This window comes from Enterococcus sp. FDAARGOS_553, assembly GCF_003812305.1.
Classification (GTDB): Bacteria; Bacillota; Bacilli; order Lactobacillales; family Enterococcaceae; genus Enterococcus_D; species Enterococcus_D gallinarum.
The window spans coordinates 2,101,748-2,116,282 of the sequence record NZ_CP033740.1 but is presented as its reverse complement, the minus strand read 5'-3'; the positions used below and the strand labels follow the sequence as shown (position 1 = coordinate 2,116,282).

At 42.2% G+C, this 14,535-nt stretch carries 18 protein-coding genes; 1 reads left to right on the top strand and 17 read right to left on the bottom strand.

Features of this window, described 5'->3' with window-relative positions; all coding sequences use genetic code 11:
* Positions 1 to 180: 180 nt before the first annotated feature.
* From tsaD to EGX73_RS10660, 8 genes are all read right to left on the bottom strand, one after another.
* Positions 181 to 1,200: a tRNA (adenosine(37)-N6)-threonylcarbamoyltransferase complex transferase subunit TsaD gene (tsaD, locus tag EGX73_RS10695; RefSeq protein WP_123866937.1), complete on the bottom strand. Its 1,020-nt coding sequence runs from the start codon at positions 1,198 to 1,200 to the stop codon at positions 181 to 183.
* Entirely contained in the window at positions 1,197 to 1,658 is a 462-nt protein-coding gene (gene rimI, locus EGX73_RS10690) for a ribosomal protein S18-alanine N-acetyltransferase (RefSeq protein ID WP_003126862.1), read from the bottom strand. The genes tsaD and rimI (EGX73_RS10690) overlap by 4 nt, the downstream gene beginning before the upstream one ends.
* Positions 1,651 to 2,193 (bottom strand): ribosomal protein S18-alanine N-acetyltransferase, encoded by a 543-nt coding sequence (gene rimI / locus EGX73_RS10685; protein ID WP_021151217.1) that lies wholly within the window; start codon positions 2,191 to 2,193, stop codon positions 1,651 to 1,653. The genes rimI (EGX73_RS10690) and rimI (EGX73_RS10685) overlap by 8 nt, the downstream gene beginning before the upstream one ends.
* Positions 2,177 to 2,899, bottom strand: a complete 723-nt coding sequence (gene tsaB, locus EGX73_RS10680) for a tRNA (adenosine(37)-N6)-threonylcarbamoyltransferase complex dimerization subunit type 1 TsaB (RefSeq protein ID WP_005472189.1) — start codon at positions 2,897 to 2,899, stop codon at positions 2,177 to 2,179. Before tsaB ends, rimI (EGX73_RS10685) begins: the two co-directional genes overlap by 17 nt.
* Positions 2,900 to 3,133: 234 nt before the next feature.
* On the bottom strand, positions 3,134 to 4,120 hold the full coding sequence (locus EGX73_RS10675) for a LacI family DNA-binding transcriptional regulator (RefSeq protein WP_003126857.1): 987 nt from the start codon (positions 4,118 to 4,120) through the stop codon (positions 3,134 to 3,136).
* Positions 4,121 to 4,158: 38 nt separating this feature from the next.
* On the bottom strand, positions 4,159 to 5,640 hold the full coding sequence (galT, locus tag EGX73_RS10670) for a UDP-glucose--hexose-1-phosphate uridylyltransferase (protein WP_029487019.1): 1,482 nt from the start codon (positions 5,638 to 5,640) through the stop codon (positions 4,159 to 4,161).
* Between the two features lie 11 nt (positions 5,641 to 5,651).
* Positions 5,652 to 6,641 carry a UDP-glucose 4-epimerase GalE gene (gene galE, locus EGX73_RS10665; RefSeq protein ID WP_021151224.1) on the bottom strand — a complete coding sequence of 330 codons (990 nt, stop codon included), beginning with the start codon at positions 6,639 to 6,641 and terminating at the stop codon, positions 5,652 to 5,654.
* A 48-nt stretch (positions 6,642 to 6,689) separates the two neighbouring features.
* Positions 6,690 to 7,847 carry a galactokinase gene (locus EGX73_RS10660; RefSeq protein ID WP_003126854.1) on the bottom strand — a complete coding sequence of 386 codons (1,158 nt, stop codon included), beginning with the start codon at positions 7,845 to 7,847 and terminating at the stop codon, positions 6,690 to 6,692.
* A 153-nt stretch (positions 7,848 to 8,000) separates the two neighbouring features.
* On the opposite strand from EGX73_RS10660, the gene EGX73_RS10655 reads away from it, so the two are divergent.
* Complete coding sequence (locus tag EGX73_RS10655; protein WP_003126853.1) at positions 8,001 to 8,168, top strand: DUF3042 family protein; 168 nt, start codon at positions 8,001 to 8,003, stop codon at positions 8,166 to 8,168.
* A 23-nt stretch (positions 8,169 to 8,191) separates the two neighbouring features.
* Here the strand turns inward: EGX73_RS10655 and EGX73_RS10650 are convergent, their stop codons facing one another.
* The 9 genes from EGX73_RS10650 to EGX73_RS10610 form a co-directional block, all read right to left on the bottom strand.
* A complete protein-coding gene (locus tag EGX73_RS10650; protein ID WP_005472185.1) occupies positions 8,192 to 8,554 on the bottom strand; it encodes a DUF488 domain-containing protein in 363 nt (120 codons plus the stop codon).
* A gap of 166 nt (positions 8,555 to 8,720) precedes the next feature.
* Positions 8,721 to 9,119, bottom strand: coding sequence for a rhodanese-like domain-containing protein (locus tag EGX73_RS10645; RefSeq protein WP_005472184.1), 399 nt, complete (start codon positions 9,117 to 9,119; stop codon positions 8,721 to 8,723).
* Positions 9,120 to 9,134: 15 nt separating this feature from the next.
* Entirely contained in the window at positions 9,135 to 10,100 is a 966-nt protein-coding gene (locus EGX73_RS10640; protein ID WP_005472183.1) for an ROK family glucokinase, read from the bottom strand.
* Positions 10,100 to 10,309 (bottom strand): YqgQ family protein, encoded by a 210-nt coding sequence (locus EGX73_RS10635; RefSeq protein WP_005472182.1) that lies wholly within the window; start codon positions 10,307 to 10,309, stop codon positions 10,100 to 10,102. The genes EGX73_RS10640 and EGX73_RS10635 overlap by 1 nt, the downstream gene beginning before the upstream one ends.
* Before the next feature lie 18 nt (positions 10,310 to 10,327).
* Positions 10,328 to 11,008 (bottom strand): rhomboid family intramembrane serine protease, encoded by a 681-nt coding sequence (locus EGX73_RS10630; RefSeq protein ID WP_123866936.1) that lies wholly within the window; start codon positions 11,006 to 11,008, stop codon positions 10,328 to 10,330.
* Positions 11,001 to 11,567: a 5-formyltetrahydrofolate cyclo-ligase gene (locus EGX73_RS10625; protein ID WP_005472181.1), complete on the bottom strand. Its 567-nt coding sequence runs from the start codon at positions 11,565 to 11,567 to the stop codon at positions 11,001 to 11,003. The genes EGX73_RS10630 and EGX73_RS10625 overlap by 8 nt, the downstream gene beginning before the upstream one ends.
* A 78-nt stretch (positions 11,568 to 11,645) precedes the next feature.
* Positions 11,646 to 12,620: an iron ABC transporter permease gene (locus EGX73_RS10620; protein WP_029487021.1), complete on the bottom strand. Its 975-nt coding sequence runs from the start codon at positions 12,618 to 12,620 to the stop codon at positions 11,646 to 11,648.
* Positions 12,617 to 13,600, bottom strand: a complete 984-nt coding sequence (locus EGX73_RS10615) for an iron ABC transporter permease (protein WP_003126843.1) — start codon at positions 13,598 to 13,600, stop codon at positions 12,617 to 12,619. Before EGX73_RS10615 ends, EGX73_RS10620 begins: the two co-directional genes overlap by 4 nt.
* A complete protein-coding gene (locus EGX73_RS10610; protein ID WP_003126842.1) occupies positions 13,597 to 14,388 on the bottom strand; it encodes an ABC transporter ATP-binding protein in 792 nt (263 codons plus the stop codon). The genes EGX73_RS10615 and EGX73_RS10610 overlap by 4 nt, the downstream gene beginning before the upstream one ends.
* Positions 14,389 to 14,535: the final 147 nt, after the last annotated feature.

Sequence of the window (14,535 nt, the reverse complement as noted above, 5' to 3'; positions counted from 1 at the left end):
CTTGCCTATGTTTTTTAGCCAGTATACATCTTTCCTGATTTTTATTCAATATATACAAGTTTTACGTATTTTTAATCAATTTTATCCAAATAATTAAACAAAAGACCGTGGGCTGCCATTCGGATTCGTATCCCGGTGACGCCACGGTCTTCTCTGTAATGTTGAGCAGCAAATGCTTGATTATTTCATTTCATGACCAAAACTTAGGCTTGGCACAGCATTCAAAGATAGTGGGGCAAACTGTTTTTTTTCTAACAAAATATGCCCAAAGGCCCCGATCATTGCCGCATTATCGCCACATAAACGCAAAGGTGGGATAATCAAGTCAATCTCAGGCAGGTCACTCATTGCTTCATCTAGTGCCTGACGCAGGCCTTGGTTTGCAGCAACGCCACCTGCAACAATCAATTGGTTGACAGGATAAGTCTTGCAGGCGCGAATCGTCTTAGTGACCAAAACCTCTACAACACTTGCTTGAAAACTAGCAGCAAGGTTGGCTTCGTCCAATGTTTCTCCTCGTTGCTGCGCATTATGGACAAAATTAATAAAGGCACTCTTTAATCCGCTAAAACTAAAATCAAAATTGTCTTCATGAATCATTGCTCTGGGAAAATGGTACGTGTCCTCACCTAAATGCGCCAAACGATCGATTTCTTTTCCGCTAGGATAAGAAAGTCCTAAGACTCGTCCTACCTTGTCATATGCTTCTCCTGCAGCATCGTCACGTGTCTCGCCAATAATCTCAAAGGAACCATCTTCTGTCATATAAACTAACTCCGTATGTCCACCGCTCACTAGCAAGGCAAGCAATGGAAAGGTCAGAGGTTTGACAAAACGGGCCGCATAGATATGCCCCGCCATATGATTGACTGGCAACAAGGGTAATCCATGCGCCCAGGCAAACGCTTTGGCTGCCGAAAGACCGATCAGCAACGCCCCCACTAAGCCTGGACCGTACGTGACCGCTACAGCGGATAAGTCTTCTGGTGTCACTTCTGCTTGTTTCAGTGCCTCTTCTAAACAAAGATTAATCTGCTCCACATGATGTCGACTAGCTACTTCTGGGACAACGCCACCAAAACGTTGATGACTTTTAATTTGAGAAGCCACGATATTGCTTAAAATCGTGTCCCCGTTCATTATGACAGCGACACTTGTTTCGTCGCAGCTGCTTTCAATGGCTAAAATCAATTCATTCATTTGATTGATGCTGGCCTCACTTTCTTTTCCATGATCAATGCATCCTCTTGAGGATGACTATAATAATTTTTGCGCCGCCCAATGATTTCAAAACCCATTCGCAGGTATAAGGCTTGTGCTGGAAAATTACGGACCCGCACTTCTAGAAAAATCCTTTCGACGCCAGCAGATTGACAAGACTGAATAACAGCTTGCAGCAAGAGTTTCCCCAATCCCTGTCCTTTTTTTTCCGGTAAGACTGCGAGATTAAAGATTTCAGCTTCATCTAAAACCCGACGGTAACTAACAAATGCCTCCATTGGCTGGAGTACTAAATAGTGACTGTCAACAGCAGCCAAATCCTGCTTGAATTGTTCACAAGTCCAGGGAGAGCCATCTTGGTAACTCGCTTCTGCCAATTGCCATAACAGCTCTTCACTTTTTGCAGGCAATTCTTCTTTATTCAACAGTTTATTCATTTAAAAATTTCACCATATCCAATGCATCTTCATTTCCTTCTGTATAGTAGGCAGTTTTGATCGCTCGCGAGACAAAGCCCAGCTGTCGATAAAGCCGCTGAGCGTCACGATTACTTAAACGCACTTCTAACGAAATTCGGTCACATTTGTTTTTTCGCGCATACTGTTCGATTTCAGTCAACAAAAAAGAGCCGACACCTCGGCCTTGATATTCAGGTATAACAGCAATATTGGTAATATGAGCATCTTCTCCCAACAAACGAACGCCCGCAAAACCGATCATGCGCTCATTTTGTAAGATACACAAGTACAAATGCTTAAATCGCGAATAAATCTCTGAAAGAAACGCGCTCTTGGTCCAAGGCAGCTCGCCGGCATACACCAATCGTTCCACTTGCAGTAACTCTTTGATATCTTCGCCGACGATTTCACGAATCACATACGTTTCATCCTGAATCGTTTTCGTCTGTTCTGGGTATTGAACTTTACGAAAAAGGGTCAGCTTTCCTTTGAAAGATTTAAATTTTTTCAACATACGTATCCGCTCCTGGAGTATGAGATGCCAACCACTTTTCTTCCGCTTCAACAAGTTTCAAATACTCTGGCACAAAATCATGGATCGACGAAACGGGTTCCTCTGTTTCACTTAATTCTGCCAACACGACGCCATTCGGATAATTCCACAAAGAAACGTGATTGATCTGTGCAGACGGCATGGCTTCAGTGATTTGCGGGGCAAATTTTGCAGCATCAGCGCCAACAAAAAGTACCTCTGTGTGCAACTCAGCTAGTGCATGCAACAATGTCGGTAATGCCACATGCTGGTCAGGGATCACTGACTGCAGCTCCCCTTCCTGCCAACGATAGCCACCAGCATAGACATTGTTGCGACGTGCGTCAAATAATGGCACGATCACTTTCAAAACCCCAACACAATTCGCAGCTATGTTCTTCAAACTCGACACGCCCACCAATGGGATATGTAATGTATCGGCTAATGTTTTAGCGGTCGTGACACCGATCCGCAATCCTGTATAAGATCCCGGACCTTGGGCAACTGCGATTCGCTCTAACTGCTGCGGCAATACCCCCACAGATTGCATCAATAAATCGATTGCCGGCATCAATGCACTGCTGTGATTTTTGATAGCCATCGTCTGACTTTGTCCTAGGATCTCCTGACCATCCATGACTGCAATGGCCAATGTTTGATTTGATGTATCGATCGCTAATGTTTTCATTGCTTTTTCTCCCCAATCAAAAAACTCACTCATATTTTACCATATTCTGATAAAATGCCAAACTTTGCTTATTTGCTTTCATAGGTGCATGGTTACTGGTGAACTAAAAAAATGGCCAAAGAATCTATGGCAGCCGCGACAGTTTCTGACTGCGACGGAAAACTGTTCCATTACTGGAGACTTTTTCCCATAGATTCTCAGGACATTTCTATTTGTTGCAGATGAACTTCCCCATCATTGATTCGTAGATTGACGTTTAATCAACTCCGTTGCGATGGTGACCTTTCGCGGAACAGGAGCTGGATTCTTGATGATCTCAAGTAGTGTGGTTACAGCCAACTCTCCCATCCACTCCGTATGAACTTTGATTGTCGAAAGGGTTGGAAAAACATACTTGGCAACACTGACATCGTTAAAGCCGATCAAGGAGATATCTTCTGGCACACGAATCTTTTCTTCCTGCAGTGCCCGCAGTGCTCCGATGGCTAAAGCATCGCTGGAAGCAAATAACGCAGTAGGCAGTGGCAAGGCGTCTTGCAAGAACTGTTTCATTGCCTGATATCCATCTTCGACAGTAAACGCTGCTGCAATGTGATACCCTTCGTCATAAAGACGCAAGCGTGTCAGTCGTTCCTTGAATAGCGTCAGCCGCGGATCTTCAATTTCTTGTCGACTTCCTTTTGTAAATTCAATACCAGATAAGATACCGATTTTTTGATGTCCTTTAGCAACAAAATGATCAATGACCAAATCCACTGCTTGCTGAAAATCGACTACCAATGAATCCACTCCAGCCGACAGCCCGTCAAAATCAACGAGTAGCAGATGAGGCTGCGTCTTTTTTAATTGTGCGATCTGCTGGGCATCAAATTTTCCTAAAGCAATCGTTCCATCTACTTGGGTCTCACTGATAGAAGCAAACGATTCTTTTAACAAGCGAATCCCCAATTCTTCCGTCTTGTTCTCAATCCCAAGCCGAATAGCTAAATAGTAAAGATCGGCCAGTTCTTCTTCGGTATCAAACCACTGAATCAAACGAATCCGACCGTTTTCGACTTGGCTTTTCTTTTTATGCTTTGTATAGTTCAGTGCTTCGGCGGTTTTGAATATTTTTTCTTTAGTTTCTGAACTGACGGCTAACTCACTGTCATAATTGAGGACACGAGAAACAGTCGCTGGTGAAACGCCTGCCTGTTCAGCAATATCTTTAATTGTAGCCATTCCCGCGCCTCCATTCTTTCAAAGTCATCTCAATAACTTCAAAGTTTATTGATAAAACGCATGAATGCAGCCTGACCGGATGCATCTCGCTTGAAAACTCCTGCGTATTCCAAAACTTTTGCAAAAATCCCACCAACTTCTTGATAAACAATCTCTGTTACATTCTCCTCAGTGATGGTGTAGGTTTCCTTCATCTCTTGTGCCCACGGAATATGATAAGCAGCAATTTGATTTGGCTGATCAAGAAGATAGGCCCTCACTTCTTCTAACTCCGTTGCTAAACGTGGAGGCAAGACCGCTAATCCCATCACCTCGATTAACCCAATGTTTTCTTTTTTGATATGCTGAACATCTTTATGAGGATGAAAAATACCATCAGGATGTTCGTCAGAAACATTGTTATCCCGAAGAACAAGATCCATTTCAAAGTATTCGCCCTGTTTTCGAGCAATTGGTGTGATGGTGTGGTGCGGTGTGCCATCTTCTGAATAAGCATTGATCGAAACGGAAGGATCTGAGTACTCTTTCCATTGTGCCAAAATATAATCAGAAGCAGCAGCCACTTTTTGCTTGTCTCGACCTTGAATCCGAATAACCGAAAGCGGCCATTTAACGATTCCCACCGTTAGCTCGTCAAAACCAGTTAGTTTGAATGTTTTCTCAATGGGTGCTTTTGCCATCGCAAATGTATGCCGTCCACCTTGATAATGATCGTGGGACAAGATCGATCCACCTACGATTGGCAAATCAGCATTTGAACCGACAAAATAGTGAGGCAGAACCTCAATGATTTGCAATAGACGGTCAAAGGTTTTGCGCGTGATCTTCATCGGACGATGCTCTAAAGACAAAAAGATGGAATGCTCATTGTAATAAGCATACGGAGAGTACTGAAGCCCCCACGCTTCGCCGTCCAGATTCATCCGAATAATGCGATGATTTGTTCGAGCCGGGTAATTCAGCCGCCCTTTATAACCTTCATTTTCCAAACAAAGGAGACATTTAGGATAATCGATCGCTGCTGCTGCTCGCTGCGCAGCGATTTCTTTCGGATCTTTTTCGGGTTTGGATAGATTGATCGTGATCTCTAATTCTCCATACTCGGTCATTACCGGAAAAACAATATTTTTCTTGATGGCTCGAGTCTTGATGTAATCATTTTGCTGACACAAATGGTAAAAATAATCCGTTGCCTCTTGTGGGTCTTTTGCATAGTGCTGGGCAAAGAAAGCATTGACCACAGAAGGCGGTGGCGTCAAGAAATCCATCAATTGCGCTTCAAGGATTTCGGTTTCAGCAAGTGCCTCGCCGATCACCTGATTTTTTTTTGCTTGAGTGACCAATTGATCCATCAATACCACGGCTGATTCTTCGACCGGTCGTACAGTAGCTGATTCAAAGTCTTCTTCACCAATCATACCAAGGATCCTATTTTGTAAATAAATACGATCCATTTCCATCCAACCACCAGCCTGGATCGCTAATGTCACGAAATCACAGATTGTTTGACTGAGCGTCATTTTGTTGCCTCCTAGTCTTGATAACCTTCTGGATGGCTAACGTGCCAATTCCAAGCTGTTTCAATTATTTGTTTCACATCGGTGTAACTAGGTTCCCAACCTAACACCGCTTTTGCTTTATCACTAGAAGCGACCAATGTTCCCGGATCTCCGGCACGTCGCGGTGCTACTTTCGCTGGAATATCTTTTTGCGTAACAGTACGCGCGGCATCCAACATTTCTTTGACTGAGTAGCCATTGTTGCTGCCAAGATTAAAAACATTGCTAGGATTGCCTTTTTTCAAATATTCTAATGCTAAAATGTGGGCGTTGCATAGATCTTCTACGTGTACGTAGTCTCTGATACAAGTTCCATCTGGCGTATCATAGTCATCACCGAAAATTGCTAGCTCCTGACGCTGACCTAAAGCGACTTGCAAGATGATTGGAACTAAATGAGTCTCAGGATCATGGTCTTCCCCGATTGAAGCATCTGATTTAGCTCCTGCAACATTAAAGTAGCGTAAAGCGACGTATTTCATGCCGTAAGCTTCATCACACCAACGCATCATTTTTTCCATCATGAGTTTGCTTTCCCCATAAGGATTTTTAGGATTTGTAGGTGTTTCTTCTGTGATTGGGCTTTGTTCTGGCTCGCCATAAGTCGCTGCAGTAGAAGAAAAGACAATATGATCAACGTTGTTGTCTTTCATTACTTCTAATAATACCTGCATCCCATACACATTGTTGTTGAAGTATTTCAACGGTTTCTCAACTGATTCACCGACAAGAGAGCTTGCGGCAAAATGGATCACGCCATCAATCGTCTCTTTCTCAAAAACGCTTTGCAAAAATGCTTTGTCTCGAATATCTCCTTCGTAGAAAACAGCCTCTGGATGGATTGCTTGACGATGACCTGTTAAAAGGTTATCCACGACAACGGCTTGGTATCCTTTCGTAATCAATTGATCAACTGCATGAGAGCCGATATATCCGGCGCCACCTAATACTAAAATAGCCATTCTTAATCATCCTTTTCTTTCATTTATTCAATGAATCCGTCTTACATTCTACAGTTTTCGCGCGCCATCATCAATGCTTGCTTGGTAAATATCTGTCTCATAGCCGATTTTTTCACGATAGCTTTCTTTGACAGCCGTTGCAAAAGCTTCCCACTCGCTTTTTTTCACCAAAGCGATTGCACAACCACCAAATCCAGCCCCTGTCATTCGGGCTCCCAAAACTGCTGGCTGTTCTTGTGCCGCTGCCACCAAAGTGTCTAACTCGATACCCGTAACTTCATAATCATCTCTTAAAGAAGCATGAGAAGCATCTAACAGATGACCAAAAGATTCTAAATCTCCCGCTTCTAATGCCGCTTTAGCTTTTAAGGTACGCTGATTCTCAGTTACAGCATGTTTTGCGCGCTTGATCAAGGTTGGATCTTCAATCAGTGAAGTATGTGCAAAGAATGTTGCTTCGTCCAATTCACCAAGCGATTGGATTTTCAGTTTCGTTTGAAGTCGTTTTAATGCTTCTTCACACTCCCCACGGCGCTCGTTGTATTTTGAATCTGCCAATTCCCGCCGCTTGTTTGTATTCATGATAGCTACGACATAGTCCCCAAATTCTGCAGGTACAAGGTCATAAGCTAAAGTGTTGGTATCTAGCAGTAATGCATGGTCTTTTTTTCCCATTCCTATAGCAAATTGATCCATGATACCTGAATTAACCCCAATAAATTCATTCTCAACTTTTTTCCCTGTCAAAATCAACTCTAAACGTTCGATCGCCAATCCGAACAAATCATCAAGAATCACTCCTGTCAATAATTCAATGGAGGCTGAAGAAGACAAGCCGGCACCATTAGGAATATTGCCATAAAAAGCGATTTCAATACCAGAGTCGATTGCATGACCCGCTGCTTTCAAATAGCGAATCACACCTTTAGGATAATTGGTCCAGTCGTCTTCTTTGCGGTACTCCAAATCGTCTAAGGAAAAAGTGATGATCCCCTTTTCAGGGAAGTTTTCCGAATAAAGACGTATTTGCTTATCTGCCCGTTTTCGTGCTACACCATACGTTCCTATCGTGATAGAGGCTGGAAAGACATACCCGCCATTATAATCTGTATGTTCCCCGATCAAGTTGATTCGTCCTGGTGCAAAATACGATCCTGTGCCTTTTTCACCGAATTTTTCTGCAAAAATTTGTTGTAGCTGTTCCATCTTTTTCGCTCCTTCATTTCATTTAGTAAATTTATTATAAAATATTTACTAAATTTTATCAATCCTTTACTCACGATACAAGGGCTTATTTTTGATATTTTTGTACTTTTGTTTCATAATAGAAATAAATAGATAAAGGCGAGGTGGAGAAGAATGAAACGATTTCTTTCAGGTTTCTTAGTTGGTACAGTAGCAACTATCGCAGCAGCTGCTAGCGTAGTTATGACTGTCAAAAAACAAGTGATCGATCCAATTGACGAACAACAAGCACTAAATGAAGAAAAAAGAAAACGAGCTATGCGTAAAAGTGTCTCTCGTTAATACAAAAACTGCCATTGAAGATTTTACTTCAATGGCAGTTTTTTCAATTCTTCAGCTAATACAACCGCTTGATTATGTGTTTCATCTTTTGCACCATAAACCAATGTCACGGTTTTATGGTCTTTTACTATTTGCTGCAATGCACTAAAGGCATCATCGGCTGGCTTCTTTTTTAGTTCTGCTAGGTATCTTTGACAAAACGCATCAAAGCGCTCTGGATCATGACCAAACCATTTACGCAATTCCGTACTAGGTGCAACCTCTTTCAACCAAGAATCAATCGCCGCCACTTCTTTTTTGACGCCTCTTGGCCAGATTCGATCAACAAGGACCCGATAACCATCTGTGGGTGCTGCAGCCTCGTATACACGTTTTACTTTAATCATTTCCTTCCACTCCTTTGAATCTACCTTAACACATTCTTTCAAAAAAAAAAGACCGAGTCCATGATGACAAGATTCTCAGTTACAGCTGCTGAATGGTTTCTAACGATTCATTCTCGCGCCTCTTAGGAACATCTTGTTTGATCATTGATCTCAGTCTTTTGATTGATTAACTAGTTTTCTTTTTCGTTTTTCCGCTCCAGCCTTCATAGCCTTCTTTTAGAATGTAAATTTCTTTAAACCCTTCTTTGCGAAGTTTATTCGCAGCACGGATACTTAGAGATTTACGGGTATCATATAAGTAGATGGGCTGATCTTTCCGAAATGCGCTAAACGAATTGGTTAATACCGTAAATGGGATATTTCGTGCACCTAAGATATGACCGGCATCGAACTCGTTTTTCTCCCGCACATCAATCACTTGTGCTTTTTTCATGCCATTTTTAAATTCTTCTTCGGAAATGATTTTGGCTGATCGTCTTCCCATAATTTGGAAGTACGCCCAATTCAATGCGATTGCCAATAAAATCAATCCTAAAATAATATTAATCCAGTTCCAAACAGACATCTTACCTATTCCTCTCTACTTTGCAAATTGTAATGCTAATGACGCAGCGCCGATCACACCAGCATCATTCCCTAACTCAGCTAATTTGATTTCCGTGCTTTCCGTTACTTGCGGGAATGTGAATTCTGCAAAGTAAGCTGCTACACGACTACGTAAAAATTCACCTGCTGCTGAGACACCGCCACCCAGTACAATACTTGAAGGATTCAGTGTATTGCCCAAGTTTCCACAAGCAAGGCCTAAATAGAAGCAGACTTTATCTACTACCATCAATGCAAACGGATCTTTCGCTTGGGCCGCTTCAAAAATATCTTTGCTGGAAATATCTTCGCCATTATCCAGATTTTTTTTCAATTCAGAATCGCCAGCATACTCTTCCGCCAAATGTCTTGCTACCCGAACGACACCCGTCGCACTTGACACGGTCTCTAAACAACCACGCTTCCCACAAGTACATTCAAATCCTTCTGGATCTACAGTAATATGCCCGATTTCTCCTGCACAGCCTGCTACACCATGCAAAAGTTGTCCTTCCATGATGATTCCACCGCCAACACCTGTACCGAGGGTGATAAAGATCACATCGGGATTGTTGTCACCTGCGCCTTTCCAGCGTTCGCCTAACGCAGCAACATTGGCATCGTTATCGATAGCAAAAGGAATCCCTGTCCCTTTTTCAATCGCTTCTTTGACAGGTTGCAACGTTTTCCAATTCAAATTGTAAGCACCGATAACTGTTCCTTTTTTGCGATCGACACTTCCTGGAGTCCCCATACCGATCCCAATGAAGTCTTCTGCTTTCATGCCATACAAATCCAGACGATGATTGATTGATGCAATGATCTCTGGTACGATGTGGGAACCCTCATCAAGAATATTGGTATCGATGCTCCATTTTTGTTGAATCTCTCCTTCAGAAGTCAACACAGCAAACTTGACTGTTGTTCCTCCTAGATCAATCCCGATGATTTTTTTGTCCATCACTTATTTTCCTCCCGGCTTTCTTCAATCCGATGTTCACGCTTTAAAATGCGCCAAGCGGTCAAATAGGTATCTCGATCGATCAAACGGCTGTCATAAAGATTTTTGACTTCCATCTGGATCAACTCGATATCATAGATTCGCTTGCCAACATAAATATAGACACCAAATTGTTTCAATAGTTGTTGTACGTCATATAACGTTTCCATAAACACACTTCCTGCTTATTATACAAGTATTTGATACTTTTTTAAACCATATATCACAAAAACTGCCAGTAAAAAAAGAATAACAATGGCGGAAAGAATGCGGGTATGAATCGAATATTTCCCGAAGTTCTTTGGTAAAGCCAATGCATTGCCTAAGATGAATCCTCCTAAGATTCCTCCGACATGTCCCCAAATATCAATCGATTGATCAAATAGACCAAATACGAAATTCAAGACAACGAACAATGCAAATTGACGAACCATCGCTTGGATCTGGTAATCATTCTTAAAGTGGAGTCCCAGAATCAGAAAAGCACCAAACAGACCAAACAATGACGTGCTCGCACCTGCAGATTGGACACCGGCCTGATTAAAGGCAAAACTCATCGCGTTCCCCATAACCCCACTCATCAAATACAAAATGAAGAAACGAGCATGACCGTAGATCGCTTCCACCTGTTGACCCATAAAATAAAGAATAACAGAATTCACTGCAAAATGAGCGAGACCAAAGTGAATGAAAATCGGCGTTACAAAACGCCAATACTCGTTCATGTAAGCAACATAAGGGCCAAACATCACCCCCATCACTTGAGTCATCGGACTAATATAGCCGATAATAAAGACTAACGTCTGGATGGCTAAAAACGTATAAGTAAAGATTGGACGATTAAGCCAGCGTTTCATTTGTTTATTCATTGTCTACTCCTTTTTCTCCGAAAGAAACTTTATCAGTGATTATTTTCTGGACCGGAATATCAAAAGAATCAGGTTGCCACCGGACATCAAATTGTTCTGCAAAAACCAATGACACAGTTTTCCCTTGGAAATCTGCCAGAAACCGATCATAATAACCGCCGCCAAACCCAATCCGATATCCCTCATGAGAAAAAATCAAACCAGGAACGATCAAAAGATCCAGGTCTAATGCATCGATTTTTTTTTGAGAAAGAGGCTCTTCTACCCCAAAACTGGAAAGCTGATATTCAGTCTGTGGTTCCACTTGATAAAAGTGAAGTTTCTTTCTCACAGAACGTGGCACGGCAATTTGTTTGCCAGAGTGAAATCCGCGCTCAAAAATCGGCTTTGTATCAAATTCAAACGGCAATGACCGAATCACGCCAATGGATTCTGCTTCGAGCCACTCTTCGGAAGCAAACAACAAAGACTGAATGATCTGCTCTTTGGTTTGCTTTGTTCGTGGATCCAGTTGCTTGAGTCGGGTTAGCCCTTGTTCACGCAAAATTTTTTTATCCATAATTAACCAACTCCTACTCCGAATAGTACCAAAAACCGGACTCAAATAGCAAACGCAATCGTGAAAAAATTCTCACGACTACGTTTTTTGACGAATCAGCAAAAACAAAAAGTACGGAGCACCAATGATCGCAATCACGATACCAGCAGGAATTTCGCCACTTTGAAGTAAAAGACGGCCGACCGTGTCGCTGACTAGCACCAAAATAGCACCAATCATTCCCGCTGCTATCAATGCCCAACGAGATTCTTTGCCAATCAATCGTTTAGCGATATGGGGCGCCAATAAACCAATAAAAGATAAGTTTCCAGTATAGCCAACACTGCTTGCGGCCAGGCCAATCGCTACGAACAACAAACCGGTGCGCAAAAGATTTAGGGGAACACCTAAACTGATCGCCTGTTCTTCTCCAAAACCCAGTAAATTGATCAAAGGTGTAATCATGAATGCCAACAATCCTAGAATCAAGAACCAAGGCAACAAACTTAGTACTTGCGTCCACGAAGTTCCCCAGATAGTCCCCGAAAGCCATGCCGTAACAAAACTATATCGTTCTTTTGACAATTGAACAGTCAATAATAACGACGCAGAAGCAAGTCCAGCATTAACAGCAATTCCAGATAATAAAATTCGCTCCATTGAAAGCAGCTGCCGCTGTTTATAAGCGATAGCATAGACTAGCAGTGCAGCTAATAGTCCGCCAATCATACCAATTAGTGGTAACAGCTGGGAGCCCTGGGCATAAAAGCCTAAGTAGAGCATGACACATAAGCCAGCTCCATTATTGATTCCTAAAATACTTGCATCCGCCAACTCATTTCTGGTTACTCCCTGTAACAAAAAACCTGAGAAGCCAAACGCACTTCCAGCAATCAGTGCCAGTACTGCTCGAGGAAGTCGGAAATCGAAGAATATCAATGACTGGCTAGCTGTTAGAGTTTGCTGCCAAAGAGCGAGCCAGAGATCAAAAGAAAAGAACGTCTTTCCCACCATGATACTGCCACAAAACGCCAGAAGAACCAAAACAAAAAGGAAACCGATTTTTTTCTTCATAGCTGTTCCCTCCGAATCTTCACTAATAAGAAAGGAACCCCAATCAAAGCCATCATGATTCCAAAAGGCGTTTCAAAAGGTGGCTGAATGATTCGTCCTACCCAATCTGCTAAGATTACCAATATTCCCCCCGCCACTATCGTCAAAGGTAAGATCATTTGATAATTTTTGCCAATCAGTCCGCGAATCACATGAGGGACCATCAATCCAATAAAGCTGACCGGTCCCACCAGTGAAACAGCCATCCCAGCTAATAGAACAACTACGGCTAAAGAAACAAGTCGAATCCGTTCAGGATGTTTGCCTAAAGAGATTGCCGTCTCATCTCCCATAGCCAGCAAATTCAAAGATTTCCCGAGTCCTAGGATGATGAAGAGCGCCACCAGATAAATAGGGGTGATCACTTGTAATTGTGTCCACGTTACATTTGCTGCACCGCCAATAAACCAAAAGGCCAAGTCTTGATTCAAATCAAATTGTAAAGATAATACTTGACTAATCGCAGAAAAAAAAGAACTCAATGCAACACCTGCTAGAATCAATCCAGTCGGCGTCATACCGATCCTTGAATACTTCGTCAACAAAAATAAAAAAGAAGTAGCTAGAAAAGCGCCTAAGAAAGAAAACAACGCTGCCTGATTCGGTTGTAGTGAGGGAAACAAGATAAATGCAACGGCTAATCCGACTGCAGCCCCACTATTGATTCCTAGTAAACCGCTATCTGCTAGCGAATTTTTGGTGACTCCTTGCATGATGGCACCAGTTACAGCAAAACTGCTGCCAACAATAAACGAAGCACAGATCCGCGGCAAACGGATATTTCTAAGCACTTGATGGGTTTGATTTTCTGGATCAAATGCGTAAAAGGCCTCTTTAATAGTTATTAAGGGAATATCAGCTGCCCCTTGCGTCAATGCCAGAAAAAACACAGCGACCAATAATCCGCTTAGAACAAGCAAAAGAATCGTAAATTTTTTCATGTGTTGGCTCCTAATTCATAGGTCAAAAGCAACGGTTTCGAACTATTGGGAAACGTACCTAAAACAGCTTCGATAGCGAACAATTGTTGGAGCCATGAATGGGTCAAAACTTCTTCTGGTGTCCCCCAAGTCATTAATTGACCTTCTTTTAAGGCAAAAATATAATCAGAAAATCGAGATGCATGATTCAGATCGTGAATCGACATAATGATCGTTTTCCCATATTTTTCATTGATTCGCTTTAACAATAACAGCACTTCTAGTTGATGTGCCGGATCTAAAAAAGTCGTCGGTTCATCTAAGATAACAATCTCTGTATCTTGTGCCAAAGCCATAGCGATCCAAACCCGCTGTTTCTGACCTCCTGAAAGCGTATGGATACCAGCATCCGCTAGTTCGGTCAAATCTGTCGCAGCTAATGCCCATTCAATGGCTTGATAATCTTTTGCGGTCAACCGACCTAGCCCTTTTTGATAAGGAAAACGACCATAAGAAACGATCTCTCGAATGGTTAATCCGATGGAAGAATCACTGACTTGTGACAACAAAGCAATCTGGCTTGCGACTTCCTTCGTTTTGATCGTTTGTAGATTCTGTTCATTTAGATAAACTTCCCCTTCCATAGGTAGCAGGATTCGGGCTAATGCTTTTAGAAAAGTCGACTTGCCACTACCATTAGGTCCAATCAAACCAATGATCTTCCCTTCTGGGATGTCGATTGTTATCTTTTGCACAATTTTTTGTTTTTGATAGCCGACAGTCAAATCGACCGTGCGTAAGTTTGCCATATCTTTCCCTCAAAATTCTATTGATAATGATTATCAATTATGACGGTTTTCCTTCTATCCGTCAATGCTTCAAAGCAAAAAACCAGGGATTGACAAATCACTTTTTCTTCGTGATAATGACAAAAAGAAAGTGAGAATGATTCTCAT

Excerpts from the sequence above, each read along its gene's own strand:
- tsaD (WP_123866937.1), bottom strand. The coding sequence starts at position 1,200 with ATGAATGAATTGATTTTAGCCATTGAAAGCAGCTGCGACGAAACAAGT.
- rimI (WP_003126862.1), bottom strand. The coding sequence starts at position 1,658 with ATGAATAAACTGTTGAATAAAGAAGAATTGCCTGCAAAAAGTGAAGAG.
- rimI (WP_021151217.1), bottom strand. The coding sequence starts at position 2,193 with ATGTTGAAAAAATTTAAATCTTTCAAAGGAAAGCTGACCCTTTTTCGT.
- tsaB (WP_005472189.1), bottom strand. The coding sequence starts at position 2,899 with ATGAAAACATTAGCGATCGATACATCAAATCAAACATTGGCCATTGCA.
- EGX73_RS10675 (WP_003126857.1), bottom strand. The coding sequence starts at position 4,120 with ATGGCTACAATTAAAGATATTGCTGAACAGGCAGGCGTTTCACCAGCG.
- galT (WP_029487019.1), bottom strand. The coding sequence starts at position 5,640 with ATGACGCTCAGTCAAACAATCTGTGATTTCGTGACATTAGCGATCCAG.
- galE (WP_021151224.1), bottom strand. The coding sequence starts at position 6,641 with ATGGCTATTTTAGTATTAGGTGGCGCCGGATATATCGGCTCTCATGCA.
- EGX73_RS10660 (WP_003126854.1), bottom strand. The coding sequence starts at position 7,847 with ATGGAACAGCTACAACAAATTTTTGCAGAAAAATTCGGTGAAAAAGGC.
- EGX73_RS10655 (WP_003126853.1), top strand. The coding sequence starts at position 8,001 with ATGAAACGATTTCTTTCAGGTTTCTTAGTTGGTACAGTAGCAACTATC.
- EGX73_RS10650 (WP_005472185.1), bottom strand. The coding sequence starts at position 8,554 with ATGATTAAAGTAAAACGTGTATACGAGGCTGCAGCACCCACAGATGGT.
- EGX73_RS10645 (WP_005472184.1), bottom strand. The coding sequence starts at position 9,119 with ATGTCTGTTTGGAACTGGATTAATATTATTTTAGGATTGATTTTATTG.
- EGX73_RS10640 (WP_005472183.1), bottom strand. The coding sequence starts at position 10,100 with ATGGACAAAAAAATCATCGGGATTGATCTAGGAGGAACAACAGTCAAG.
- EGX73_RS10635 (WP_005472182.1), bottom strand. The coding sequence starts at position 10,309 with ATGGAAACGTTATATGACGTACAACAACTATTGAAACAATTTGGTGTC.
- EGX73_RS10630 (WP_123866936.1), bottom strand. The coding sequence starts at position 11,008 with ATGAATAAACAAATGAAACGCTGGCTTAATCGTCCAATCTTTACTTAT.
- EGX73_RS10625 (WP_005472181.1), bottom strand. The coding sequence starts at position 11,567 with ATGGATAAAAAAATTTTGCGTGAACAAGGGCTAACCCGACTCAAGCAA.
- EGX73_RS10620 (WP_029487021.1), bottom strand. The coding sequence starts at position 12,620 with ATGAAGAAAAAAATCGGTTTCCTTTTTGTTTTGGTTCTTCTGGCGTTT.
- EGX73_RS10615 (WP_003126843.1), bottom strand. The coding sequence starts at position 13,600 with ATGAAAAAATTTACGATTCTTTTGCTTGTTCTAAGCGGATTATTGGTC.
- EGX73_RS10610 (WP_003126842.1), bottom strand. The coding sequence starts at position 14,388 with ATGGCAAACTTACGCACGGTCGATTTGACTGTCGGCTATCAAAAACAA.